Origin of the sequence: Acinetobacter sp. WCHA45, assembly GCF_002165255.2 — a bacterium.
Lineage (GTDB): Bacteria > Pseudomonadota > Gammaproteobacteria > Pseudomonadales > Moraxellaceae > Acinetobacter.
Window position 1 is genome coordinate 22,372 of the sequence record NZ_CP028560.1, and the last position, 24,244, is coordinate 46,615.

Here is a 24,244-nt window from a genome sequence, read left to right on the forward strand (position 1 = left end):
GTCAGATCAATGAACAGGCATTTTTAAGGGTCATCAGATTAAGTGCATTTTGATAATGAATAAAGCGCCGTTTGGCGCTTTATTCATCCTAGGGACCGCTCACCACCGAGTCCGAGAAGAGCGAGCAAAAAGGCTTTGCCAACCTGCTGATCGGCCTGTTCGGCGCCGTGCGCAATCCGCTGACTCATGCGCCCAAGGCGAATTAGCCCATGTCCGAACAGGATTCACTGGACATCCTGACGCTGGTATCGCTGATTCACCGCAAGCTGGATGGCACCACGAAATTAGCGGCCGTATCGCCATAAGGGAAAGACAAGAATGGACGAGGCGATCGTAGTCTTCTCTCGGAAAGGGATTTTCCAGACTACGATTGCCGCGCGTGACGTTCGCAGCCGGGAACATGCACGCAAGCTGTGGCCCCTGGTGTCTCCCGGCGCATCACGGCAGATGGTGACATGGGTCAGCCCCTCCTTTGAGAGCGGGAAGTTGCGTCGGAGATCCCACTTCCGCGTGCTTCCTGCCCAACACACCTTTAATCCGAAAGCGCACTTCGACGATGAAGAAGCCAGCCGGTGGCGCGCTGTGCAGGAAAGCCCCGAACACCGACAGGCGAAAGAACTTGTCGCTGCCGAACTCTCCCGACGCTTGAATGCCGGGCTTGCGATGCCGTGGGCGTTCAAAGATACGGATGCGTCGGACTATGCGCTGGAAGGCAACTTGTTGCTGGGTGCCGACCGGGTGGCAACCGAGCATCCTCTGGAGACGCCATTCGGCAGCAAATTCCGGCTCGACGTTGCCGTGCTCGGGCCGCCGGTTCAGGTCGAGCCGATGGTGCTTGGCGGCGTTGAAATCGAACTCAGCCACGCCTTCGACGGCCGCAAGGCGCTGATCGGGAAGTCGCTCGGATTTCCGTTGATCTCCATCGACATCACGGAGATGATGCTGGACGAACTCACGCCTGAGTGGGCACAGCGGGTACTGACCACAACCACGCGGAGCCACGAGCAAGGACGCCGGCAGACCTACATCTATCTCCACGACCTGCTGTACCACCTCTACGCGCAATTGCCAACGATGAGACGCTGAACAAGCTGGTGCGCTGGATGAACCTGCTCGCGGAGAAGCTAGAGTACCCGAAGGGTACGGTCGCCGTTGCCTTGGTCAATGGAAAGAACTAACAGTCGCGCAAGATGCTGGAACGCGCGGGACAAGTCGTTGGCCCCGACTGGAGTGAATTCAATGACCAGCGCTGCTTAGGGCTGACCTTGCCGCGCCCCAAAGGCCCAGCCGATCTCCAAGCCCATCGCTTCCACATGACGATGGCGCGCATCCTGCTGTCGCACACTGATGCGCACGTTAGCTACAAATACTGCAACTGCGTGGACAACAACCACCCCGAAGAAGACGTGTGGGTGGCGCATCGCTGGATTGCCGACCTGAAAACCCATACCCGGCACCGCGTATTGCCGGAGTCACCTTGCGGGCAAACACTACAACGGAGCCAGGCGCCTGTTTGCTTGTTGGACAGTTCTCAGTCCGTCGTCGGTTTTGGTGCTCTTTTCCGCGGAGCCGAAGAAGGCAAAGACGGCAAGCACTCGAATAGGCGTTCTGCATAGACGAACCCCATCCGCCTGACTGCGCTCTGATCGAAATACAGTAGCCAAGCGGCCAGTAACGCCAGCGAAATGAGCAGCGTTAGGCCAGCAGCCAGCCCCGGATCAGCAAAATGCACAGGGTCAAAATGTGGAGGCGCAACCTGCAAGATTTTTGCAATCAGCAATCCATAAAGGATACCCAAGAGGCACGACAAAATGCCAACAGGTTTCATCGCTAACATATTGCGATGGAATCCGTATGCAATATTCTCTTTGAGTAGGAGCTGCTTGTTGGAACGGGTGAGTTCACGAAGTCGCTTGGTTGCCCCAATGTAGGTATCGTCCGCCTTGTCCTGATCTGCTGATTCCTCCTCTGCGTTCGGCATGGCAATACCCAGCTTAGCTGTAATCGCGGTGTGATATCGCTGCTTGCTGACGCTATCCAGAAATTTGTCGCGATGGCGCAGGGCTATGGTTGTTGGCATTCCGCCCCATTTTTTCACTAGGGATTCTTCCAACTTTTTTCCCCGCCCACGGGCTACGCTTGCGAGTGCATAAATGGCACCGCAGCCACCCAGCAGTCCAATCACGCCTGTAAGTACCGGGTGCTTTGCGCCGTAGACACACAACAAGGGAACGAGCAGCGGCAAAGCTACAAGAAGTCCTGGAATTACGCGCGCCTTGCGCTCGTAGGGGTCTTTGACCAGTTCAAAAATATTCGTCATAGGTGCTTAGCTTTGGGCCGACAAGGCATCAATATAGGGTTGAATTTCATCGCGGTTTTTCAAAGTGATCTGCTGCGCGAGGGGGTCGGGTGCTTCCTTGGTATGCAAGCCCAAACGCCTCAGTGTGTAGTACAGAAACGCTTGGCGGCATGGAAGTTTGACCTGTCCACCCTCCATTCCATAGTCCAACTCCAGGACTCGTTTCTTGGCAGCGGGTAAATCGGGATGCGGTGCAAGCACCAGCGTCAATACAGTTTGCCAATGCGAATCCTGGCTGGCGTCCACTTGGCTCGCCTCGAAGCCATCGATGCGCAGGATTCGGGCGAGGACGAAATCGCTGAAGCGCTGGCGCTTATGGCAAAACGCGCGCATGTGCCAGCGAAAACCGTCGTTGCCCAGAGCGTGCGGCGACAGCAGACGAACCGATTCGTCCAAGGACGTCATGGACTGGTAGCTCACCCAAATGGCTTCCTGCTGCCGAATTGCCCGGACCACTGCTTCGACGGTTTGTTCATTGATGGTGCGCCAAGGGGACGGTGCCCAATCTGCCTCAGGCGCTGAGCCAATAAAGCTGGACGCTGGTTCGATGACGCCCATCTTGGTGGCCAGCAGCTCCGCTAGATAGTGTTGCACCGAACTTCGCTGGTAAAGCGGGTGAAAACTCGGTGCTGCCGTGTAAGTCTTGGAACTGCGGTCATAAATCAGGTTGTTCGGCGCTAACTCCGTGTACTTGGCAATGTCCAGTGAGGCCTGGGGAATCGATATGCCGAAGTGCTCGGTGAGATCCATTCGATTGATGCGCCGCTCCCAGCGCAAACGGAAATCGATGAATTGAAGTCTGCTCTCTAACCCCCAGCTTAGCCCTTTGGGCTCAGCGGGATCGGCGGCAGTTACAGGAGGCTCTTGCATTATTTGCGCCTAATAAGTAGACGGATATAAAAAATAGTCGTACATTAACTATACGCGATCATCCTTCGGTCGTCTACCCGGAGACCTCAATGCCCACAACCATCACCTTTTTCCCCGTCGACAACGGGGACATGACACTCATCAAGTTCGGCGATCTTGACGCGACGACCCTGCTGATCGACGTAAACATCAGACAAGATGCCGATGATCCTGGGAAGGACGTGCGCGATGTCGCCAAGGATCTGCGCGAACGACTGAAAAAAGACGAGAACGGCAGGCCATATGTCGATGCCTTTTTGTTGAGCCACCCGGACCAGGATCATTGCCGTGGGCTGACGCGGCATTTCTACCTGGGACCGCTGGACAAGTACCCGGATGACAAGAAGGACGACAAGGACAAGAAAATCGTGATCCGGGAGATGTGGTCGTCTCCCATCGTGTTTCGACGCGCAAGCAAGACGCACACTTTGAGCGACGACGCCAAGGTATTCAACACGGAGGCGCGTCGGCGGATACAACTGAACCGCGACAAGAACTTCGCCGTCGGAAACGGCGACCGCATCCAGATCATGGGCGAGGACATCGATGGAAAAACCGATGATCTCACCTCGATTGTGCGGAAGGTGGACACGCGCTTCTCGACGATCAACGGCAAGAGTTCCGCATTCTTCTCTGCGTTTCTTTTGGCCCCCCTGGATGCCCAGGACGACGAAGAAGAGGAAGAGTGCCTGGTCAAGAACCAGTCCAGCGTGATCCTGAACATCACGTTAGCCGCTGATGCTCAGACGCCGGATGGCGCAAAGTTCCTTACTGGTGGCGATGCTGAGGTGTTCATCTGGAACCGCCAGTGGCAGCGCCACGAGACCGAAGCCGATGTACTTGAGTACGACATCATGCAGGCACCGCATCACTGTTCTTGGCATTCGCTGTCCTATGACAGTTGGTCCGACTACGGCGAGAAGGCCAAACTCGATGCCGATGCCCGCAAGGCGCTTTCGCAGACCCGTGACGGCGCCGTCATCGTCGCCAGTTGCAAGCCGATTGCAGACGACGACAGTGATCCACCCTGCATCCGCGCAAAGCGTGAGTACGTGGCGATCGTAGACGAAGCAAAGGGCGAGTTCTATTGCACGGGCGAGTACCCGAGCGAGAAATCCTTGGAGCCCCTCGTTTTCACCGTCACCGCTCAGGGAGTGCAGCCGCCCTCGAAGAAGGAGTCCGGATCGAAGGCCGCTGCCGTGATCACCTCCGCGCGCACTCCGATGCCGCACGGGGCATCATGACGGGCGCCATCGCTGACGCACTACATCAACTTCAGCGGCATCGGGGCCTGATTCGCGTTGGCGAGCCCAAGGCAAGCGGTGCATCGACGCAAATAGAAGTCGATGTTGCCGTCCAACTGCCAAACAGGTCACGGCGTAACGGCGTCTCCGAAACCGGAGTGCGCGCTGTCGAGACATGCGTGCTGGTATTCGGCAGTGATTGGCCCCTGTCCGCGCCCAAGCCTTTCTTGCGTGCGGACTTTCCGCTCAATTTGCCGCACATCAACCCCCATCGCGAAGGTGAGCTGGTCTCGCCTTGCCTGTTCGAGGGGTCCTTGGACGAACTGCTGCATCGGTTTGGTCTAGACGCCATTGTCGATCAGTTGGTCGATTGGCTGCACAAGGCTGCGGCCGGAACATTGCTGAACTTGGAACAGGGGTGGGAGCCGACGCGCCGAGACAGTTGTCCTTCGACCATTGTATTCAGTGCCGAAAAGGTTGCGGCCTCCGCACCTGCTGACGGCACGATTCTGGTAGTTCCCGCAGGCTACGTGACGATTGATGGCGGGCTATACGCCATCCTCAATGCCGAACTGACCGCACAAATCGATGCAGTGTTCGTCCATGATGTTCACAACGACAAATTGGGCAAGTGGGGAAATGGCCATACTGCGGCCTTCATTGCGCGGGCTCCAATGACCGACGGCCACCCGCACATGGTCGGACGCTACCAACCGGAGACGGTTGTCGATCTCGCGACGCTGCTTGATCTAGCAGCGGAACTTGGCATTGATCGCGACGCGTTGGCCCAAGGCTTGGATGGTTATTACGGACGCTCGATCCTGGATATGCAGCAGGACTCGCGCGGCTGGGTGCATGGCTTGTACGCGATTGTAATTCTGACGGTACAACGGCCAGCGTCGCTTGTGGGTTCACCAGGGAGAAGTGTCGAGGTATTGCCCTACGCGGTGCGCTATGAACTCAACGCTAAAGCGCTCCTGGAGCGAAACGCCACGGTTCACCCAGCCTTTCACGCGCATGCGTTGTCTCCTGAGTTGCTAGCAAGGACATCCGGCATTCCACCAGCAGCCACATCGCAGCCGCTAGTCATACTCGGCTGCGGAAGTGTGGGATCGAAAATCGCGATGCAACTGGGGCGAGCAGGTTTCGGCTCAATGACTTTCGTCGACAACGAGTCCATGTCACCTCATAACGCGGCACGGCATGCACTCATTGAGCGGACATCGGTACTGGTCCCACCTCGGAAGTCGGCGCGGATGAAGACGGCCTTTGAGGAGCTGTCGCATCTTCAATCGCGCGCGTTCGACACCGACGCCGTGACCCTTCTGGTCGATCCGGCACAGTTCGCCACAGTCATTCCGCAGGATGCGGCTCTCATCGTGGATGCGACGGCCTCACTTCAGGTGCTGGCCGCAGAAACACAATCAGCAGTACTGAACCAGTCTCCTGCCCGCCTGGTACGGATCGCGATGTATGGTCAGGGCCGCTGTGTCGCGGTTTTGCTTGAAGGACCTAGTCGCGCCGGTCGGGTTGACGACCTCACGGCATTCTTGTTCGAGTGCTGTCGGTTTGTGCCGGAACTGCGGGCATCGATTGCTGGGGATACGTCGGAGCCGACGCGCATTTTTGTGGGCGACAACTGCCGTTCACTGACGATGCCAATGTCTGATGCCGTTGTTTCGCGTTCTTCGTCACTGGCCGGTCTGCAACTGGAACGCTGGCTCGTTGGCGGGCTTCCGAAGGAGGCGATGCTTTGCACCGGGATCTCGGATGCCGAAGGCCTCGGCATGGCATGGACCCGCGCCAGTCTTGGCCCGACCACTGTGCTCGACGTAGCTGATGATGGTGGCTGGAACATTCGGATTCTGCACCCAGTCGTGCAAGCGATCCATGCCGATGCGCTGCACTGGGGCGCTCTGGAAACAGGCGGAGCCTTGGTCGGCCGCATCTCGTTTGAAAATCGAACCATCACCATTGCGGGCATCGTGGACGCGCCGCCTGACAGCATTCGAGAGGCCGCCTGCTTCGTCCTCGGAACGGATGGACTTGTTCAGAATTTGCGTGCGGCAAATGGAGCCTCTTTAGGGTATCTCACCTTCATCGGAACTTGGCACAGCCACCCGAAAGGCGGCCCACACTCGGGCATAGACCGAAACACATTGCGCAACATCGCCGAGGATGCTGGTGGTCTTCCCGCCGTGTCGTTGGTATGGACTCCGACAGGACCCACATGTGCGGTGGATCGCTGGTAGGGGTAAAGCCACCAGCACTTTATTGGCATAAAACAAGAGGGATGTATGGCTGACTACTTCGAGATCGATTTTCTTGGCGTCGAAACAGCAAAAAGCGGAGATGCGATCACGCTTCGCTATTCTGTGAATGGCACTGAGGGCGTGCACGTCGTTGACGGAGGATATCTGGATACGGGAGATCAGATTGTCGAGCACCTGAAGACCTACTACGGAACAACAGTCATCGACCATGTGATTCTCACGCACCCTGATCGCGATCACGCAAATGGTTTGCGAAAAGTTCTAGAGCAGTGCACGGTCAGAAATCTTTGGATCAACAGGCCGTGGATCTATGCAGATCAGTTGATTGATCGATTCGAGACCTATGAATCGGTTGAGGCGCTGAGACGGAAGTTGCGCTCCATCTACGATGCCACGGCAATTCTTGAGGATCTGGCGGTAGAAAAGGGAATTCCAATCCATGCCCCCCTTCAGGGGCAGAGCATCGGCCCCTTCACTGTGATGGCACCAACCCTGGGGCGCTATTTCGACCTGATTGTGGACTCCACGAAGACACCGGAGGCTGTTGAAGAAAGTGCTTTGGACAGCGCGTTGAGCGGCATATTCCGGGCAATGAAGGCCGCGACCGCCTACATCAAATCCCTGTGGGGCGAGGAGTATTTTCCGCCTGAGCCTACCAGTCGTGAAAATGAAATGAGTGTGGTCCAGTCGGCTGTCCTGAACGGTCATCGTGTCATGCTTACTGGCGATGCCGGGCGTGAGGCGCTGCAAGAGGTTATTGACTACGCGCCATTTGCCGGACTCGCGTTGCCAGGCATTCGGTATTTTCAGGTGCCCCACCATGGCGGGCGGCACAATGTCTCGACTGAAATTCTGGACCAACTGGTTGGTTCACGGTTGGACAGTATGCCGATCCAGCATACCTGGAATGCCATTTGCAGTTCTGCCAAAGCCGATGAGGATCACCCGCGGAAGTCCGTAATTCGCGCTGTATTACACCGGGGTGGGCACTGGGCGGCAACCGAAAGCAAGAATCTCCGCATCGGGGCGGGCATTACCCGCGATGGTTGGGTATCAATTCCTCAAGCGGAGTACCCCGAAGAACAAGAGAGTTGAGTCTATGAATGCGATGTCGCTCTCTGAGTTACCAACTTCAGTGCTCGAACTCCACACATGGCCGTGGTGGCGAAGATATTGGAATCGACCGCCGGAACTGGTTCGGAAGCGGTGTGAAGCTTGGTGTGAACTATTGGAGCTTAGGGAGGCGGCAGGAAAAGGCGTGCGCCTCAACACCCCAAAATCGAAGATTTTTGATGACTCACGCCGTCGATGGAGCATCCTGGATAAACTCGACCGTGGCAACTTTACTTTGCGGAGTCGCTTTCCGGTCTCAGCCTGGGGCGCTAAGGAGGATTTTCCAAAGTCCACATGGATCGCTAGTGCAAGTGACGATGGCGCCTCACTTTGAATGCGACGCAAGCGATATAGAGGGCATCTCCTCAAGTAAGTCAGCAGGCATGCCGCACGAAAATGTGGATGTCTTTGGTGCCTACTATATTGATGAGCAGAATCGATATGCCAGAAAAGGAAAGCCCTCGCTCTGACTGGATGATGCGAGCTTAAAAGAGCTTTGTTCACATGGCGAAATCCGGCTAATGCACGGACGTGGCTCCGACACGTTTAGCGTGCGAGCTTGGGATGGCCGTTTTTCCTTGATAACAGTGGCGGATCTCACCATCTTGCGGGCGCCGTGCATGTCGCCACGCGCATTGGCGCGAGCATTCACCACGCCTCGAAACTCTATCTCTACCAGCTCAACCATTTGACTGTGCAATGGCTGCTCGATGGATTTCATCTGGTATTGCTCCCCAGGTATTTGGATGGACAGATGCTATGGACTGTGAAGAGCTTGGTAGGTTCTGGTTCGAACATGGAGTTCCCACCTGTACTGGGCGAAGGTTCGCTTTTGGCGTTCCCTCGGGGTTCGCAAATCGCCGAGTGCGTGATGGCAGAACTATTGAGTCAGGGGCACCACGATTTAGGCAATGATTTAAGGGAGGCACTGGCTGCGTAACAGCAGTTCTTGACTGAATCGACGACTCCATGGACAAAGCAATTTTCATCTCCAATCTGCTGACAAGGATGTCTATGAATCACAGATAGTTGGATTTCATGGCACAGTATCTATTCTTAGTAGTAATATTAAAAAATTAACCTTTAGGTTGAATATTTAATCCAATATGTTGAATAAAAGATAAAGTTAATATAAGATTGGTTAATACTGTAAAAAGTATTTACTCTTTCAATAATGAATGAGTAACGCAATAGGGTTACGAAAATGTCTAAACTAACAGATTTTGGAAAAGCGATTAGGAAACTTAGGATTGATTATGATACCAATCTTAATGAACTAGCGACTTCAATTGGCGTTAGTTCAGCTTTCTTATCAGCTGTGGAAACAGGAAAAAAGCCAATAAGTGCTGAATTAATTACAAAAATTACAAACGCATTAGGTTTAAGTAAAGCAGAGGAAAATTTGCTTACACATGCTGCTAGTCAAAGTGTTGATAATGTTACTGTTCGAACAAATAGCCCAGAAGAAGCAGAAATTGCTTTGATGTTTGCTAGACGAATTCAAGACGATACTTTGAATATGGCGCAACTTAGAAAAATTCTTGAGGAGAATTGATATATGACATCTGGATGTATGCCTAGAGGTGTTAAAGTCGCGCCTTTAAGTAAACAAAGCATAAAACAAAAAGCACTCATTATTCGTGACAAGATTTTTAAACTGTCACTAAATCAGTCAATAGATTTAAGTCGAGGCTTAGAACATCGATTGCATGAATTAGGTGTCATTTTAGAAGTCTGGGAAATTGAGGATATGCCTGATGTTGAGGCTTTAACTAATCCAGATGCTATGACTATTATTCTTCGTGCAGATACTTATGATGCTTTATGCGATGTATCTGATCCAAAACATTGCCGTGCGCGATTTACTGTAGCACATGAAATAGGGCACTTAATTCTTCATGAGGGTTTTGCCTTAGCACGTGGTGCAGTCAGGCATAAACATTATGAAGATTCTGAATGGCAAGCTGATACGTTTGCGGCAGAGTTACTGATGCCAACACAAGCATGTATTAATTTGTCTATTGAAGACATTCAAGAAAAATTCAAAGTTGGTTATAAAGCGGCTAGAAATAAATTTAGTTCTTTAAAATGAAAAAACTGATATGAAAGCTATCTTTCATATCAGTTTCGGATAGTACACCCAAGGGCTATTCGGCTTACTCAGATGACTACTATAAAGCGTGAGAACTTCATTGTAGATCATTTAAGTCAGCTTTTCAAATCTCCTTGGGAGAGGAGGTGAGCTATGTGCTTAAGAAATTAGGTACTCAAGAACCGCCGAAAGGCATGAAATGGATCTTTTGTAGATTCCGTAAAGTACGAGGCAATTCTGGCAAGGTGTTAGATGCGCATGAGTATGGTTATGAGGCATGGGCTTTTTTAGTTCCATGTGCAACTTAAGTGATCTGGTGCACAGGCATTCGTGCTTGTGTGCTTTCTAAAATTAACAATGGAGTATTAAATATGTCTAATTACTTAATCAATCACAAAAATTGCCCTGAATGTGGTGGGCGTATCAAAGGTTATTATTATTACTGTGGCCGTTGTGGGAATCAGGATGTCGTAAATTGGAAATTTACAGGCATATTCCTGATGATTGCAGGTGCTATTTTCTTTCTTGTTATGTATTTCTCAACAAAAAAAATCTGTGAAAATACCTTTTTCTCGCAAGCTATATTCTGCAATTTTTTTTAAATAATTTATAGGTTGAGTATTAACATGTTTGAAGGATTCATACCTAATTATTCATGTTTATTGCATGCTAGAGATCTTGAAGGAAATATAATCGAAATCCATTTTTTTTCGAAATATACGCCAGAGCAAGCAATTGAAAAAAGCAAAGATTATTGGACTTATGATCTTATAAGGTTTATAGATTTTCCGACTCCTCAAAGATTTGAGTGGGGGAAAAAGACTATAGTCCATCCATTGGATAAAAAAGAATATACTGTTATATATAAGTAGGTTAGGAATGAAAGTTAAAGATTTAATTGAAAAATTAGAAAAGTTTGATCCTGAATTAGAGGTTTTAATTGCCAATGAGGATGATGAGATCATTGGCCTAAACAACATGGTACGATTCTTTGATGTCAGTCATGTTTCTTCTGTTCATGCGGAAACACGAAGAAATGATGTAGAAAGGAATGTTGAATTTACATTCGTAGGAATGCCAACTAAACATTCTAGAGAGTTTATTTTCATTGATGTCGTTTCACAATTTTAGAATTTTTTTTTGAAATTACTTATAGAAGATTGTATGAACAATAATTGTGAAAAATGTACTGTTTTATCTATAGATAGTATGCCGTTAGGCTGGAATACAATAGTAAAAGAAGATTGGGTTGACGATCTAAGTGGCGGTACGGAATGGAAGCAATTTGAGTGTATCCATTGCAAATCTATTCATAATATTAAGTATCGTGATGTGGGTGCTAGTCGCTCACGTTGGTTTTTCAAAAATGAATTGCCAAAATACTTAGGATTTAATGATTAAATTCATGCAAAAATCTGAAAGAAAAAAGCGCCGTTGGGTGCTTTTTTTAATTGTTCAAACCCTTCCTATGATCCTAGACACCTAATTTCAGGGCGATTGCAGCTACAGACTTGTGTGAGGTTGAAAGTGCATAATCAATTGCTTGCTTTTTAAATTCTGGACTAAAGCCTTTAGCCATTTTTACATCTATAAAGTTAACGTTACGTTATCTTTAGAAGTAAGCATTGTCCATATGGGCTGGGCTAGGATCAGTATAAGACTTATTTAACATTGATCACAGATAAGTAAGTTGTTGGGAAATTAAATTAGAGGTGGTACTCATGATGGTTACTAAAACTAAAATATTTTCAATAATAAACATATAAAACAATATATTACAAATATATATGATGCGTAACATACGCATCATATATATTTTCTTCTATTTTGATATAATGGATCTCGTCAATCCGCTGATAGGTTTCATTTAAATTTCATGAGTCTTACTGAAATTAAAGTTCGCCAAGCTCATTGCAAGGAAAAAACTTGTTTTTTATCCGATGAAGATGGACTTAGCCTGAAGATTGAGCCGACTGGAAGAAAATCTTGGTGCTATCGCTATACAGATCCACAAACAAAAAAACGTCGCCGCATTCAGTTGGGGCTTTATCCTGATTTATCGCTGAAAAAGGCACGACAAGTCAAAGATGACTTTAAAGACAATAATTATTGTTTTGAGCATGATACTGTCTCTAATGTCATCACCTTTCGTAAGGTAGGGGAGGAGTGGCTGCAGTTCAAACTGAAAAATGCATTTAATGATTCACCCCGCTGCGGTGTACTACAGTTAGCAGAAAGATGTTTACAGCAAGATATTTATCCAGACCTTCAGGATTTACCTTTTCAAAACATCAAGCGTTATGACCTGGTTTCAGTAATCAAAAAAATAGAGGGACGCCAAGTAAAAGAACCTGTCAAGAAAGCTTGTAGTTATTTGAACCAAATTTATGACTACGCTGTAGCGATGGGTTATTGTGAATTCAACATCGCGCATGGTTTAAATAAAATCGCCATTAACAGTAAAATCAAGAAGAATTATCCGTATTTGAAAGCGGAGGATATATCAGATTTTAAGAAAAATTTATTAAAATTGGATGCCCATCCGATTATTAAAAAAGCACTGCTGTTCAAATTACATACTGGCGTGCGAGGGGCTGAATTGTTATTGGCTGAGCCTCATCATTTTGATTTAAATGAAAAAATCTGGAAAATACCTGCCTTGCATATTAAACAGTTTCGACGAAAAGTCATATTAGGCCATGAGATTCCCGACTTCTTAGTTCCACTTTCAGATCAGGCTTTAGATATTTTAAAAGACGTCATGCAATGGTCATACGGTGAAAAGTACATTTTTGCTAGCCCACGGAAACATAATCAACCGATTCATTTTAATACATTAAATATGGCTATACGTAAGATGGGCTATGGAAAACATCAATTATCCTCTCATGGACTACGTTCCACTTTTAGTACCATTTTGAATGACTCAGGTTTGTTCCAGGATAACTGGATTGAGGCACAACTTTCACATATTGATAAGAACCGTACCCGTGCCAGCTATAATCACGCTGACTATTTAGCCCAGCGGACTGAAATGATGCAGTGGTGGGGTGATTATTTAAGTACTGCTAAGTGAAAATCGTACTTTTATACATAGACTTAAAACATTATGGGGTTTCAAATGGATAGTAAACAATATACTTGCCGTGTTACATGGTCAGCAGAATATAATGAGTATGTTGGGTTGTGTGCTGAGTTTCCATCATTGTCTTGGCTTGATGCGGATCAGTCTAAAGCATTCTCAGGAATAGAGGAGCTCGTTGCTGATGTTGTCGCTGATATGATTAGCAATAATGAAAAAGTTCCTACACCACTCTCCGGGAAAATATAGTAGGCAGTTTGTTGTCCTTGTTCTCAGTGGTTCAACAAAAACTAGCCCTCGAAGCCGCAGAACGTGGCGTGGACATAAATTGTTTAGTATCAGTAAAAAGAGCGATGTAATTTTAGTACGAGTGAGTGATAGAGCAGGAACCTATGCTTCATATATTCAGTAAATGGTATGTTTTTGAATTAATAGGTATTTTTAAATAAAGCTTTCTTTGATTTAGTGCTTTTTATTTAATAAATTAATTTTAAAAACAACTTAGGCTAATTGATAAACACTATCTGGAAAGATTAAAAGAAAATATTTTTTAATTTCTGCTAATTCATTTAAGGCAGGTTCCCTTTCAAGCAGTTGAAATGTCCAAATAAGTACAGCCTGATGATTATCATAGCAAGTATTTACTCCAAGAAAATTAGCCATTCCATAACTTCTATTGATGTTCATTTCTTTAATTAATTGATTTCCTAAGTCACGAGCTTGCTGGCTGATCAATAACTCATTTGGTAACACGGCGGTCATCTCCACAAAATAATCTAATGCAGGTTCAATCCTTATATTTAAAAAGTTATAATTTAGTTGAAATGGATAAAATATACTTTCTATAAGTTGTAATAACCTGCTGTAGGTTAATTTTAGCAAAGTATTACTCAGTCAACAACTTCAAATAACCCACAGCAAGTTATTTTTTGTAAATTAATTTAAATATGATTACTTGTAAGTTATCTAGCCTCATGGGCGATAGAAAAATTTTAAAATTAAGTGAAGTGGTGCATGCAACAGGTATCAATCGCAACACGCTCACAAGTATGTATTATGACCGTGCTGTACGTATTGAATTACCAGTCGCCGATAAGTTGTGTAAGTACTTTAACTGTACGATGAATGATTTGTTTGAGTTTAAGGAAGAAGTTGAAGAAAAAGATTAACTTAATACTTCGTTTGATAAGTTTTTCGAAGAAAAAGACTAGCCAATACTTAGTTTGATAAGTTTTCCCTACAGGTCTAATACTGAATTTTATAAAGCTTCATCGAAAACATATATTTACTTTATTATTTATATAAAGGAATCAATCGAATGATAGAGGTATTTTTCTTATACCTTAATTAATCTGAATCGCGGATAAGAAATTAACAGAGATGGATCCGGAAATTTGAACAACTGCTATAAGTGATATTCTGCTCCTCAAATGATGTTATAAACATCAATATATGGAGTATTTTATGGCACGTAGACCAAGAAGAAATCATTCAAATGATTTTAAAGCTAAGGTAGCACTTGCTGCGATTAAAGCAGAAAAAACACTTGCTGAATTGAGTTCTGAGTTTGATGTTCATCAAAACCAAATTATTGACTGGAAAAATCAATTAATCTCAGCTTCCTCGCAAGCTTTCGATCAATCAAAAGCTCCATCAGAACCCCCCATTGATCTTAAAAAGTTACATGCAAAAATCGGTGAGCAGGCATTAGAAATTGATTTTTTAGAAGGTGTGTTGAAGAAACTGGGCCGCTTCAACCACAAAAGTTAATCGACGACTCACTTCAGATTTCAGTATCTAAGCAAGCTAAGCTGCTGAAAGTCTCCCGTGGTTGTTATTATTATCGCCCAAAACCTGTTAGCTCATCAGATCTGAAACTGATGCGGTGTATTGATGAATTACATATGCAATATCCTTTTGCAGGCAGCCGTATGATGCGTGATTTGTTGAATCGTCAAGGGCATCATATAGGACGACGTCATACACGTACTTTAATGAAGAAAATGGGTATTCAGGCGTTATATTGCAAACCAAATTTAAGCCAGGCGAATCAAGCTCACCGTAAATATCCATATCTGCTCTAAGGGTTGGCTATTCAGCGCAGTAATCAAGTGTGGTCTACGGATATAACGTATATCCCTATGGCAAAAGGCTTTGTTTATTTATGTGCTGTGATTGATTGGCATAGCCGCAAGGTACTTGCGCATAGGGTATCGATTAGTATGGAGGTGGATTTTTGTATTTCGGCTTTAAATGAAGCGATTGAAAAATATGGTCGACCTGAAATATTTAATACAGACCAAGGCAGCCAGTTTACCAGTGATGCATTTATTGATGTATTGAAATCAAATGGCATTCAAATCAGTATGGATGGTAAAGGTCGATGGGTAGATAATGTGATGGTTGAACGATTATGGCGGAGCGTTAAATATGAAGAGGTGTATCTCAAAGCTTATAGCAGTGTCACAGATGCGAAAAAGCAATTAAGTGCATATTTTGAGTTTTATAATTTGAAACGACCTCATTCGAGTCTAGACAAAATGACACCAAATGAGTTTTACTATGATCAGCTACCCCAACAAAACAAGGTGGCTTAACTAGAGCGGAATATCACTTATAAATACGCTTTTAGTTGTTCAAACAAGTGGGACCACCTCTATATCTCGATAGGTATAGTAGAGTGATATCTCGATAGGTATAGTGTTTTGCAGTTTAGAGGAGATATCGCGATGCATACGCGGAAGGCAATAACGGAGGCGCTTCAAAAACTCGGAGTCCAAACCGGTGACCTCTTGATGGTGCATGCCTCACTTAAAGCGATTGGTCCGGTCGAAGGAGGAGCGGAGACGGTCGTTGCCGCGTTACGCTCCGCGGTTGGGCCGACTGGCACTGTGATGGGATACGCGTCGTGGGACCGATCACCCTACGAGGAGACTCTGAATGGCGCTCGGCTGGATGACGAAGCCCGCCGTACCTGGCTGCCGTTCGATCCCGCAACAGCCGGGACTTACCGTGGGTTCGGCCTGCTGAATCAATTTCTGGTTCAAGCCCCCGGCGCGCGGCGCAGCGCGCACCCCGATGCATCGATGGTCGCGGTTGGTCCGCTGGCTGAAACGCTGACGGAGCCTCACGAACTCGGTCACGCCTTGGGGGAAGGATCGCCCGTCGAGCGGTTCGTTCGCCTTGGCGGGAAGGCCCTGCTGTTGGGTGCGCCGCTAAACTCCGTTACCGCATTGCACTACGCCGAGGCGGTTGCCGATATCCCCAACAAACGGTGGGTGACGTATGAGATGCCGATGCTTGGAAGAGACGGTGAAGTCGCCTGGAAAACGGCATCGGATTACGATTCAAACGGCATTCTCGATTGCTTTGCTATCGAAGGAAAGCCGGATGCGGTTGAAACTATAGCAAATGCTTACGTGAAGCTCGGTCGCCATCGAGAAGGTGTCGTGGGCTTTGCTCAGTGCTACCTGTTCGACGCGCAGGACATCGTGACGTTCGGCGTCACCTATCTTGAGAAGCATTTCGGAACCACTCCGATCGTGCCTCCGCACGAGGCCGTCGAGCGCTCTTGCGAGCCTTCAGGTTAGAGGCCGTCGACAATGATAATCTGGATCAACGGACCTTTCGGCGCCGGAAAGACGACGCTCGCTAAGCGGCTGCGCGATCGGCGTTCCAAATCGCTGATCTTTGACCCCGAGGAAATCGGGTTCGTGGTGAAAGAAACGGTCCCCATGCCAGCGAGCGGAGACTATCAGGATCTCCCCTTGTGGAGGGGACTTACGATCGCGGCGGTCAGGGAGATTCGAAGGAATTACTCGCAGGACATCATCATCCCAATGACGCTCGTGCACCCGGACTATCTGACTGAGATACTCGACGGGGTAAGGCGGATCGACGATCAGCTGCTGCACATCTTTCTGACGCTCAACGAGGACCTATTGCGTCACCGGATCGCGAACCAGACCATGCATCCTGACCCGAATCGAAATGCGGAGATTCGAGAGTGGCGATTAGCGAATGTCGCCCGATGCTTGGCCGCAAGGGAACGGCTTCCATGCACAACCCGTGTTCTCGATAGTGGTGCACACACCAGCGATGAACTCGCAGCGATGGTGCTCGACGGAATCGATGGGCGCACCTGATCGCCTTCGACGCCTGCGCAAAGCGTAGCGCGAGGGTGGCGGGCTCACGACCAAACGCCCAGAGGTCGATCATCGCAGGGATGTTTGGCTTTGTGGTGCGGACGACGGGACTCGAACCCGTACTCTCACAGAGAAGCAGATTTTCGTACCACCTCGACTTTCGCCGCCGTCTGATGACGTTCGTGGTCTGGACTGTCCCTTCGCCATTGCCCGAAGGCTTTAGGCGCCGCCCGTCCAGTCTCTACACCTTCCCCCGAAGGGGCTTGGCTCGGGATTGGCTTAGGGTATTGCCCGTTAGCGTTCCCCGACTTTGAGCGGTTCTACTCCGCGGATTTCCCCGCGGGCACTCCAATTTTAAAGTCTGCTGCGTCTACCGATTTCGCCACGTCCGCCTTTTTTCGCCGTTCCTAGCGCTCGTGCGATGCACCTATGTTGCACCTAGCGCCGAATCGTTCTTCGTCATCCTGAAAAACCACGTCTCCTAAAGCCTTGCATAGCTTATCTTTTCTCCACCACGAACTTTTTTGTGGGATGGTAGAAAAAAAGACTTTTTAAGTCCGCTGGCTTGCCAGGCCTTGTTAGCTTGTACGGTCATGGTTATCGGGTAAAGAATATTGACGGCATCGCTGGTGTCGGTGGCTGAAAAGCCGGCTCCCATCAGGGCAATAGCCATTTCAGATGCAGGCGTACAGGGCAATGGTCAACAGCTACAGCCTGTCTGACGATTCCGGCGTCATGGCTGCGGCGGCTATCACGCATTTTTTGTTCGGTCAGGCGGTGTTTTCGTACCTCAATGGTTGGAGCGTGTTGATCGGACCTGGTACAGGTTTGGACAGCACGGGCTGCAAATACGCAAGGGATTTAATGGGCCTGGTGGCGTTCACGGCTTTTATCGTGACGTTTCTGTTCAGGGGCTACTCATAATCTCGTGGCTCGGCGGTTCCCGGCACACCATGACAGTAAGGAAGGACCCTGTGTCTCAACTCTCCCAGCTTCGAAGCCCCGCCGCCGTGCAGGCTGCCATCGATGAGTTCGTGCAACTGGGCCGCACGAAATTCCTGGCGCGCCACGGCTACGGCAAGTCCCGCGACTTCCTGGTACGTGATCCGAAGACCGGCACCGATTGCGATTCCAAGGCCATCGCCGGTGTGGCCTTCGGCAAGCAATTTCCCGAGCAGGGCCCGCTCACTGCTGACAGCTTCTCCGGTGGCGAGGCGACCGTCGTTCCGGCGCTGACGCGGCTCGGGTTTCGCATCATTCGCATCGGCGAAGACTGGTCCGAAGAAGAGGTCCTGGCCACGGTCGAAGACTATTTCGACATGCTGCGTGCCGAGGCGGCTGGGGAGCCGTACAACAAGTCCGAGCACAACCAGGCACTGCGCCAACTGCTGAACGGTCGCAGCAAGTCTTCAGTCGAGCTCAAGCACCAGAACATTAGCGCCGTACTCGATGCCCTGGGCCTGCCCTATATCAACGGCTACAAGCCACGCGGCAACAGCCAACTGCTGCTGCGTAAATCCGTACACGCCTACGTTCTGGAACATCAGCAGACGGTCGGCGCTCTTGTCGATGCCCTGGAGGAGGTAAAACTTCCGGGTGACAAAACCTACCGAGCGGCTTTGGTAGAACCACCCGCCCGTGAAGTGCTTGTGCGTACCCCGGCATCTCTACGGCAACGCCTACCGCGAAAGTTCGATTATGCCGCTCGCGATGAAGCCAACCGCAAGCTGGGCCGGGCAGGGGAGCAGTGGGTGATTGGCTACGAACAGCAACGCCTGACCGAGCTCGGCCACCCAGAGCTTTTTCAGCGGCTGGATTGGGTGTCCGACACCCAGGGAGACGGTGCGGGGTTCGACATCCTGTCGTTCGAAGAGGACGCCCATGAGCGCTTCATCGAGGTGAAAACCACCAATGGCGGGGTAGGCTCGTCTTTCTTGGTCAGCCACAACGAACTCGAATTCTCCAAGGAGGCGGGCGATCAATTCCATCTGTATCGCGTGTTCCAGTTTCGGGACGGTCCGCGCCTGTTCACGCTACCCGGCGACCTCAGCCAACATGTGCATCTCAAGCCGACGGACTACCGGGCGAGTTTCCGGAGTTTGGTGGGGTAAAGGCAGGGTTCTGTTGAGCCGAATGGCTGTGTGCGGCCGATTCTGTTGAAAAAGTAGCGGCCTCCCCATGCCGTTGGCAAAATTGCTTTGTCAGCGAGCGTGGGGGCGAACAGCATGATGGGACAGTTACCGGGAGGACAGCAGCGCCTGTTCTACTCGTTCAATCTGGAAGATCACGTCCCGGCCCAACATCTCCTGCGCAGCATCGACCAGTGCTTGGATCTCAGTGATCTACGTGCCTACCTGGCAGATTTCTATAGCCCCATCGGGCGTCCCTCGATTGACCCGGAGTTGATGGTGCGCATGCTGGTCGTCGGCTACTTGCTATGGCATTCGTTCCGAGCGGCGATTGTGCGAAGAGGTGCACCTGAACCTGGCCTATCGCTGGTTCTGCCGGTTGGGTCTGGAAGACGAAGTCCCCAATCACTCGACCTTCTCGAAGAATCGCCATGGGCGTTTTCGTGACAGCGATCTATTCCGCTGGTTATTCAATGAGGTGCTGCGGCGCTGCATGGCAGCCGGCCTAGTCAAGGGTGAAGGTTTCGCCGTCGACGCCAGCATCATTAAGGCGGATGCCAGCCGGCAACGTGGGGTGGCGGGAGATGAGGTCGATTGGAACGATCCAAAGCTCAGCAGCCGCGCAGTGCGCGAGTACCTCGAAGCCCTTGATGAAGAGGCGCTGGCTGAGGCTCTTCCCAAGAAAATTTCGCTCACTGATCCTCAGTCCCGTTGGACAGCAGCGCCAGGTGGCCCGGCCTTTTTTGCCTACTCCACGAATTACCTGATCGACACTGAGCACGGTGTGATCATGGACGTGGAAGCTACCCCGGCGCACCGTACCGCCGAAGTCGATTCGACTAGGACGATGGTCGAGCGTGTCGAGGCGCAGTTCGATCTCACACCGGAACGCCTTATCGGCGATACCGCTTATGGCACCGCCCCGATGCTGGCCTGGATGGTCGAAGAAAAGGACATCGAACCGCATGTGCCGGTGTGGGACAAGACCGAGCGCAAGGACGACAGCCTCTCCAGTAACGACTTTCACTGGAGTCAGGACGCCAATGAATATCGCTGCCCAGCCGGCAAACCGCTACGCAGTGAATGGCGCGCCTTCACCCAGCAAAGGTCGCGGGTAACTAAGGCCAAAACCGTCATTTACCGCTCCAGCCAAACCGACTGCGCCACCTGCCCGTTGAAAGCGAAATGCTGCCCCAACACGCCGAATCGGAAGATCGTCCGCAGCATCCATGAGGCTGCCCGCGACGTGGCTCGACGCATCGCCAAGACACCGGAGTACCTCGTCTCTCGCTGCGAACGAAAGAAGGTGGAGATGCTTTTCGCCCACCTCAAACGGATCATGAAACTCGACCGTTTACGACTGCGTGGCCTAACGGGTGCCACTGACGAATTCACCTTGGCTGCGATGGTGCAGAACCTGCGCCGCATGGCCAAGCTTTTGCCTCAAGGGCCACCGCTGACGGGATAGGTATGCCTGCTACGAGCAGAAACCCTCAAATTAACCCTTAAACCTGAGCAAGGACGCTCAGTGAAACGCCGGAAGGCAACTTGAAGTGGCTTGCAGCCACTTCGACAGCAGGCACACCTGATCGGCAGGCTGCCGCTAAAGCTACTTTTTCAACAGAATCGGCCGATTTGTGCCGGTCGTCAAGGACCGCTTCGGATCACTCTCAACCGGATCGCGGGCCAGCTGATTTGCTAAAACCCGCGCCAAACTCAACGAAGGATTTCGCATGATCCGTTTTTTTTGGCGATCACGCTCGGCCTGATGGTTGGCTGCTCGTCGAGTTCAAGTTCGATCTGATCAGTGAGCGGTAGCGCAAGTGGATCGCCTCAGCCAAGCAGCGTTGTTGCCGGCGGCCGGAAGAAAGCCTTGAACTAGTAGCGGAAAGGATGAAACTTTATTTTTACGATTCTCAGCATTTTCCAAGGTTGAGCGAAAATTAGGATGATACTTTAATGATTCCGGCCTCCATCCCCACAAAACGCTTGCAGATGGCAGAATTGAAATAAGTCATTGTTTTAAATGGATTTTTGCAGGAATTGCTACGTTGCAGGGTCCTGTAGTTAGGATGACACTTTATTTTCCTCCCACAATCAAAGCATCCATCCATGCATTTGTGAAATCAGAACCCATTGAACGCATTGAGTTTGAAAAAAACTTGCTGAACTTAGGTATCGTGAACAATTATGAAAAATATATAGACTACAATAATTTGCTGTTTCACGTTTTGTTTAGCAAATGGATTAACAGTCCAGTTGACTTTGGATATTTTGTCGATCAAAACTTTTACGGTGCCAGCTAAGCTCACTCAAAACATCTACGGTGTAATACACCGTAAAAAGAATTGCACCTGGTACTTGCCACTAAAAAATGACAGTGAATGACATTTTGAGAGAAAAAAATTGTGGGGTAGTGCCTTTTCTACTCCTTTGAGAATTTTAATTATGACAATTCCGATACACCTAACAATAACTTCATATTTTTCTTTCTTGAACTAAGATTCAATAACTTAACTAATTTCTATTTCAATCATAAAATATGATATGTTGACCTTAAGAATAATTCATAAACTTTACTATGTTTGCTTTAAAAACAATTCATTTAGAAAAGAAAGTCTCAAACGAAAATCAAATTATTCTTTTATTTGATTTAGATTCATTCTGTCCATGTATGTACCCTATGCTGTACACCATGAAATTTCTTAGATTTCAAAGTATCTCTACGCAGCATGCAGATTTAATCGCAATAAAATTTTGGTATGAATTTTGGTTTGAAAAGTTTGCCACGTCCTTTTGTGAGTCGTTCTATTCGACATCCTATAATTTTGAGATCATTCAATGTGAAATTGATAATTTCATTGTTTACTTAGAAAATAATAAAAAACTTGAAAGTAATCTTATACGGCTAAGCAATTCAGAACATATTAATTACACAACAATTGGTCATAGAGTTAGATCCTTCTTAAAGTTTTACAACTTCTTGATTAATGAATACTTAAGCATGCAATCACAGCCACAACTTACGTTGAAGGAAATTCAAAAAATTAAAGAAAACTTGAATAAATATATGACAATAAAGAAAAAAATTATAAATAATTTTTCAAAAGCCAATAAGACAATTAAAAGTGAGATAAATCATAATTTTAAGAGCATGAATCAGGAAATGATTAAAGGATTGTATTCAGTCATTTCACCAAGTAACTCTAATAAATACAATGAATTAAATCCTTTTAGATCTAAAAATGTACAACTCAGAAACTTTCTGATCATACATCTCATGCTCAACTATGGTCTTAGAATTGGTGAGCTTATGCTACTAACAACCAACTCTATTAAAAAATCAATTCAGAATCATAGTTTTAGTTTAATTATTACAAATACAGATGATGAGTTCGATGATCGATCAAAAAAGCCAAAAATCAAAAATGAATATTCGTACCGAGTAATTAAACTGCAGGAACGAGACTACAGAATTCTTCAAATCTATATAAATGAAATCCGAAAAGAAATTCCTTCACATATCTTATTTACATCCTTAAAGCCTCCCTATTCTGCTTTAAGTTTTCTAATAAAAGATCTAAATACGTATCTTTCATCAATTGAGATTCATTGTTATTCAATATATTGTAGGTTGAAAGTATCAAATGTGAAAGTTGAGGATCAGAACGTAGGGTTGATTCGATAGCAAGTTCGATAGGCTCATTAAATATTCCTTCATAGCTTTTTTTTAACCATGCTGGATCTAAATGCATCATTTTATAAGTGAAGCCGAGAGGATCTGGTGCATTACCATCATGAACTTCTTCAGGTTCAAGCATGAAAGTTTGACCTTGATAGCTATCAATAATTTTTTTTCTACAATTGAATTGTTGATGTCCTAACTCTGTTACCCCTATAAGATAACTTGAGTGTAGATGAGGATCGTATGCAAAGCCTTTGAAGTGGGCATGAATTAGTTCTATACCTGTAGACTTATCCTGTGTGACATTGACCCAATTGCTCATATTTACTTAATTAGTCCTAATGGATTTAGCTTATCAAAAATTATCTAATGAAGAAATTCTAAAATTAACATAATACACCTTATACAAAATGCCCTTGTAAGCCCTTAATCAAGGGCATTTTTAGTCTCTACTTAACATAAAATTTTGGTGGTGCTTCAAAAAGTATGCTGCCTTTAAATGAAGCCATTATTGATGTAAAAGAAAAGAAGGCTAAATCAAAAGCTTTAAAATGGTTTTCAAGCTTTTTTGAAAAATTACAGCTTCTTCTGAAACTACGCCTAATTCTATGCCTTATTTTGCAATTATTGCCTTCAATACCTACAGTAAAAAATTTACCAATACTTTGCTTACCATTTTTAAAAGCAGTGATGAAACTGTCCCAATGATCACTTGCAATTCGGGTGTAGTGAATATCTAATTGTTTAAGCTTTGTCTTCAATTGTTAGACTGTAGCTAAATCTCGTTTACCCCAAACATAAGCAACAATTTCACCTGTTTCTCGATGATAGGCGTAAATAAGCCATTGTTTATTCTTTTTATTTCCAACAAAATTCCAGAACTCATCTACTTCGAGAGATTCATAATGACTTTGCTGAGGCTGAATTTCATAGGTTGATTCAGTTAAAGTACGTAAAACTTTACCGATACTGATGCGCTCAACTTCAGCAATATCTCGTATACCGCTGCCTCTGACCATCAACTGTAATATTTTACGAGTAATACCTGACTTACATCCTAGATAGCTCAGTGCATGATCACCAATAAACTGACGTTTACAGTCTTTGCACTGATAGTTTTGTTTCCCATCTACTTTGATACCATTTTTCTTTATACTATCACTGAGGCAGGTTGGACATTTGATTGCTAGAGTTATTTGCATTTCTCTATTTT

Annotated in this window: 22 protein-coding genes and 7 pseudogenes; 23 read left to right on the forward strand and 6 right to left on the reverse strand. The window is 47.7% G+C overall.

Features of this window, described 5'->3' with window-relative positions; translation table 11 throughout:
* Window positions 1-92: 92 nt before the first annotated feature.
* Together CDG55_RS00220 and CDG55_RS00225 are read left to right on the forward strand one after the other, a co-directional pair.
* Window positions 93-305, forward strand: a pseudogene (locus CDG55_RS00220) (TIGR02391 family protein); the annotation flags it as partial.
* A gap of 13 nt (window positions 306-318) precedes the next feature.
* Window positions 319-1,616 (forward strand): annotated as a pseudogene (locus CDG55_RS00225) (hypothetical protein).
* Here the strand turns inward: CDG55_RS00225 and CDG55_RS00230 are convergent.
* Window positions 1,532-2,320, reverse strand: a complete 789-nt coding sequence (locus CDG55_RS00230) for a hypothetical protein (RefSeq protein ID WP_016165493.1) — start codon at window positions 2,318-2,320, stop codon at window positions 1,532-1,534. The pseudogene CDG55_RS00225 and the gene CDG55_RS00230 sit on opposite strands and share 85 nt — an antisense overlap.
* A 6-nt stretch (window positions 2,321-2,326) precedes the next feature.
* The gene (locus CDG55_RS00235; RefSeq protein WP_016165492.1) at window positions 2,327-3,229 is read right to left on the reverse strand and encodes a WYL domain-containing protein; all 903 of its coding nucleotides are present in this window, start codon (window positions 3,227-3,229) and stop codon (window positions 2,327-2,329) included.
* An 89-nt stretch (window positions 3,230-3,318) separates the two neighbouring features.
* Between CDG55_RS00235 and CDG55_RS00240 the strand changes: the two genes are divergently transcribed.
* The 13 genes and pseudogenes from CDG55_RS00240 (at window position 3,319) to CDG55_RS00300 (ending at window position 13,321) form a co-directional block, all read left to right on the forward strand.
* A complete protein-coding gene (locus CDG55_RS00240; protein ID WP_016165491.1) occupies window positions 3,319-4,512 on the forward strand; it encodes a hypothetical protein in 1,194 nt (397 codons plus the stop codon).
* Window positions 4,509-6,764: a ThiF family adenylyltransferase gene (locus tag CDG55_RS00245; protein WP_087537478.1), complete on the forward strand. Its 2,256-nt coding sequence runs from the start codon at window positions 4,509-4,511 to the stop codon at window positions 6,762-6,764. The genes CDG55_RS00240 and CDG55_RS00245 overlap by 4 nt, the downstream gene beginning before the upstream one ends.
* Window positions 6,765-6,809: 45 nt before the next feature.
* A complete protein-coding gene (locus tag CDG55_RS00250; protein ID WP_016165489.1) occupies window positions 6,810-7,880 on the forward strand; it encodes a hypothetical protein in 1,071 nt (356 codons plus the stop codon).
* A 401-nt stretch (window positions 7,881-8,281) separates the two neighbouring features.
* Window positions 8,282-8,838 (forward strand): annotated as a pseudogene (locus tag CDG55_RS00260) (DUF6685 family protein).
* 264 nt (window positions 8,839-9,102) lie between these two features.
* Window positions 9,103-9,453, forward strand: coding sequence for a helix-turn-helix domain-containing protein (locus CDG55_RS00265; RefSeq protein ID WP_016165486.1), 351 nt, complete (start codon window positions 9,103-9,105; stop codon window positions 9,451-9,453).
* A 3-nt stretch (window positions 9,454-9,456) separates the two neighbouring features.
* Window positions 9,457-9,990 carry an ImmA/IrrE family metallo-endopeptidase gene (locus CDG55_RS00270; protein WP_016165485.1) on the forward strand — a complete coding sequence of 178 codons (534 nt, stop codon included), beginning with the start codon at window positions 9,457-9,459 and terminating at the stop codon, window positions 9,988-9,990.
* Between the two features lie 155 nt (window positions 9,991-10,145).
* Window positions 10,146-10,298, forward strand: coding sequence for a hypothetical protein (locus CDG55_RS15320; protein ID WP_016165484.1), 153 nt, complete (start codon window positions 10,146-10,148; stop codon window positions 10,296-10,298).
* Window positions 10,299-10,361: 63 nt separating this feature from the next.
* The gene (locus CDG55_RS00275; protein WP_016165483.1) at window positions 10,362-10,592 is read left to right on the forward strand and encodes a hypothetical protein; all 231 of its coding nucleotides are present in this window, start codon (window positions 10,362-10,364) and stop codon (window positions 10,590-10,592) included.
* Between the two features lie 24 nt (window positions 10,593-10,616).
* On the forward strand, window positions 10,617-10,862 hold the full coding sequence (locus CDG55_RS00280) for a hypothetical protein (RefSeq protein WP_016165482.1): 246 nt from the start codon (window positions 10,617-10,619) through the stop codon (window positions 10,860-10,862).
* Window positions 10,863-10,869: 7 nt separating this feature from the next.
* Window positions 10,870-11,121: a hypothetical protein gene (locus tag CDG55_RS00285; RefSeq protein ID WP_016165481.1), complete on the forward strand. Its 252-nt coding sequence runs from the start codon at window positions 10,870-10,872 to the stop codon at window positions 11,119-11,121.
* A 33-nt stretch (window positions 11,122-11,154) separates the two neighbouring features.
* Window positions 11,155-11,391: a hypothetical protein gene (locus CDG55_RS00290; RefSeq protein WP_016165480.1), complete on the forward strand. Its 237-nt coding sequence runs from the start codon at window positions 11,155-11,157 to the stop codon at window positions 11,389-11,391.
* Window positions 11,392-11,866: 475 nt separating this feature from the next.
* Entirely contained in the window at window positions 11,867-13,066 is a 1,200-nt protein-coding gene (locus CDG55_RS00295; protein WP_000059658.1) for a tyrosine-type recombinase/integrase, read from the forward strand.
* A gap of 33 nt (window positions 13,067-13,099) precedes the next feature.
* The gene (locus CDG55_RS00300; RefSeq protein WP_001986288.1) at window positions 13,100-13,321 is read left to right on the forward strand and encodes a hypothetical protein; all 222 of its coding nucleotides are present in this window, start codon (window positions 13,100-13,102) and stop codon (window positions 13,319-13,321) included.
* A 252-nt stretch (window positions 13,322-13,573) separates the two neighbouring features.
* Here CDG55_RS00300 and CDG55_RS00305 read toward each other — a convergent pair whose 3' ends face one another.
* Complete coding sequence (locus CDG55_RS00305) at window positions 13,574-13,825, reverse strand: hypothetical protein (RefSeq protein WP_004658363.1); 252 nt, start codon at window positions 13,823-13,825, stop codon at window positions 13,574-13,576.
* A 194-nt stretch (window positions 13,826-14,019) separates the two neighbouring features.
* On the opposite strand from CDG55_RS00305, the gene CDG55_RS00310 reads away from it, so the two are divergent.
* The 4 genes and pseudogenes from CDG55_RS00310 (at window position 14,020) to CDG55_RS00325 (ending at window position 17,217) form a co-directional block, all read left to right on the forward strand.
* The gene (locus tag CDG55_RS00310; RefSeq protein WP_004658364.1) at window positions 14,020-14,241 is read left to right on the forward strand and encodes a helix-turn-helix domain-containing protein; all 222 of its coding nucleotides are present in this window, start codon (window positions 14,020-14,022) and stop codon (window positions 14,239-14,241) included.
* Between the two features lie 283 nt (window positions 14,242-14,524).
* Window positions 14,525-15,669: pseudogene (locus CDG55_RS00315) on the forward strand (IS3-like element ISAba14 family transposase).
* Between the two features lie 132 nt (window positions 15,670-15,801).
* The gene (gene aac(3)-IId / locus CDG55_RS00320) at window positions 15,802-16,662 is read left to right on the forward strand and encodes an aminoglycoside N-acetyltransferase AAC(3)-IId (RefSeq protein ID WP_000557454.1); all 861 of its coding nucleotides are present in this window, start codon (window positions 15,802-15,804) and stop codon (window positions 16,660-16,662) included.
* 12 nt (window positions 16,663-16,674) lie between these two features.
* A complete protein-coding gene (locus CDG55_RS00325) occupies window positions 16,675-17,217 on the forward strand; it encodes an AAA family ATPase (protein WP_000587837.1) in 543 nt (180 codons plus the stop codon).
* A 481-nt stretch (window positions 17,218-17,698) separates the two neighbouring features.
* Here CDG55_RS00325 and CDG55_RS00330 read toward each other — a convergent pair whose 3' ends face one another.
* Complete coding sequence (locus CDG55_RS00330) at window positions 17,699-17,890, reverse strand: hypothetical protein (protein WP_000951934.1); 192 nt, start codon at window positions 17,888-17,890, stop codon at window positions 17,699-17,701.
* Window positions 17,891-17,913: 23 nt separating this feature from the next.
* On the opposite strand from CDG55_RS00330, the gene CDG55_RS00335 reads away from it, so the two are divergent.
* From CDG55_RS00335 to CDG55_RS15610, 4 genes and pseudogenes are all read left to right on the forward strand, one after another.
* On the forward strand, window positions 17,914-18,141 hold the full coding sequence (locus tag CDG55_RS00335) for a hypothetical protein (RefSeq protein WP_000248278.1): 228 nt from the start codon (window positions 17,914-17,916) through the stop codon (window positions 18,139-18,141).
* A gap of 50 nt (window positions 18,142-18,191) precedes the next feature.
* Window positions 18,192-19,328 carry a DUF3883 domain-containing protein gene (locus CDG55_RS00340; RefSeq protein ID WP_000080860.1) on the forward strand — a complete coding sequence of 379 codons (1,137 nt, stop codon included), beginning with the start codon at window positions 18,192-18,194 and terminating at the stop codon, window positions 19,326-19,328.
* 114 nt (window positions 19,329-19,442) lie between these two features.
* A pseudogene (locus tag CDG55_RS00345) lies at window positions 19,443-20,814 on the forward strand (IS1182-like element ISCfr1 family transposase).
* A 1,113-nt stretch (window positions 20,815-21,927) separates the two neighbouring features.
* Window positions 21,928-22,914, forward strand: a pseudogene (locus CDG55_RS15610) (site-specific integrase); the annotation flags it as partial.
* On the opposite strand, the gene CDG55_RS00360 reads toward CDG55_RS15610, so the two are convergent.
* Window positions 22,877-23,353 carry an AraC family ligand binding domain-containing protein gene (locus CDG55_RS00360; RefSeq protein ID WP_074163966.1) on the reverse strand — a complete coding sequence of 159 codons (477 nt, stop codon included), beginning with the start codon at window positions 23,351-23,353 and terminating at the stop codon, window positions 22,877-22,879. The pseudogene CDG55_RS15610 and the gene CDG55_RS00360 sit on opposite strands and share 38 nt — an antisense overlap.
* A gap of 173 nt (window positions 23,354-23,526) precedes the next feature.
* Window positions 23,527-24,233: pseudogene (locus CDG55_RS00365) on the reverse strand (IS1 family transposase).
* Window positions 24,234-24,244: the final 11 nt, after the last annotated feature.

Bases quoted from the DNA above. Each gene is read 5' to 3' on its own strand.
- CDG55_RS00230 (WP_016165493.1), bottom strand. From the start codon at position 2,320: ATGACGAATATTTTTGAACTGGTCAAAGACCCCTACGAGCGCAAGGCG.
- CDG55_RS00235 (WP_016165492.1), bottom strand. From the start codon at position 3,229: ATGCAAGAGCCTCCTGTAACTGCCGCCGATCCCGCTGAGCCCAAAGGG.
- CDG55_RS00240 (WP_016165491.1), top strand. From the start codon at position 3,319: ATGCCCACAACCATCACCTTTTTCCCCGTCGACAACGGGGACATGACA.
- CDG55_RS00245 (WP_087537478.1), top strand. From the start codon at position 4,509: ATGACGGGCGCCATCGCTGACGCACTACATCAACTTCAGCGGCATCGG.
- CDG55_RS00250 (WP_016165489.1), top strand. From the start codon at position 6,810: ATGGCTGACTACTTCGAGATCGATTTTCTTGGCGTCGAAACAGCAAAA.
- CDG55_RS00265 (WP_016165486.1), top strand. From the start codon at position 9,103: ATGTCTAAACTAACAGATTTTGGAAAAGCGATTAGGAAACTTAGGATT.
- CDG55_RS00270 (WP_016165485.1), top strand. From the start codon at position 9,457: ATGACATCTGGATGTATGCCTAGAGGTGTTAAAGTCGCGCCTTTAAGT.
- CDG55_RS00275 (WP_016165483.1), top strand. From the start codon at position 10,362: ATGTCTAATTACTTAATCAATCACAAAAATTGCCCTGAATGTGGTGGG.
- CDG55_RS00280 (WP_016165482.1), top strand. From the start codon at position 10,617: ATGTTTGAAGGATTCATACCTAATTATTCATGTTTATTGCATGCTAGA.
- CDG55_RS00285 (WP_016165481.1), top strand. From the start codon at position 10,870: ATGAAAGTTAAAGATTTAATTGAAAAATTAGAAAAGTTTGATCCTGAA.
- CDG55_RS00290 (WP_016165480.1), top strand. From the start codon at position 11,155: ATGAACAATAATTGTGAAAAATGTACTGTTTTATCTATAGATAGTATG.
- CDG55_RS00295 (WP_000059658.1), top strand. From the start codon at position 11,867: ATGAGTCTTACTGAAATTAAAGTTCGCCAAGCTCATTGCAAGGAAAAA.
- CDG55_RS00300 (WP_001986288.1), top strand. From the start codon at position 13,100: ATGGGGTTTCAAATGGATAGTAAACAATATACTTGCCGTGTTACATGG.
- CDG55_RS00310 (WP_004658364.1), top strand. From the start codon at position 14,020: ATGATTACTTGTAAGTTATCTAGCCTCATGGGCGATAGAAAAATTTTA.
- CDG55_RS00325 (WP_000587837.1), top strand. From the start codon at position 16,675: ATGATAATCTGGATCAACGGACCTTTCGGCGCCGGAAAGACGACGCTC.
- CDG55_RS00330 (WP_000951934.1), bottom strand. From the start codon at position 17,890: ATGGCTATTGCCCTGATGGGAGCCGGCTTTTCAGCCACCGACACCAGC.
- CDG55_RS00335 (WP_000248278.1), top strand. From the start codon at position 17,914: ATGGTCAACAGCTACAGCCTGTCTGACGATTCCGGCGTCATGGCTGCG.
- CDG55_RS00360 (WP_074163966.1), bottom strand. From the start codon at position 23,353: ATGAGCAATTGGGTCAATGTCACACAGGATAAGTCTACAGGTATAGAA.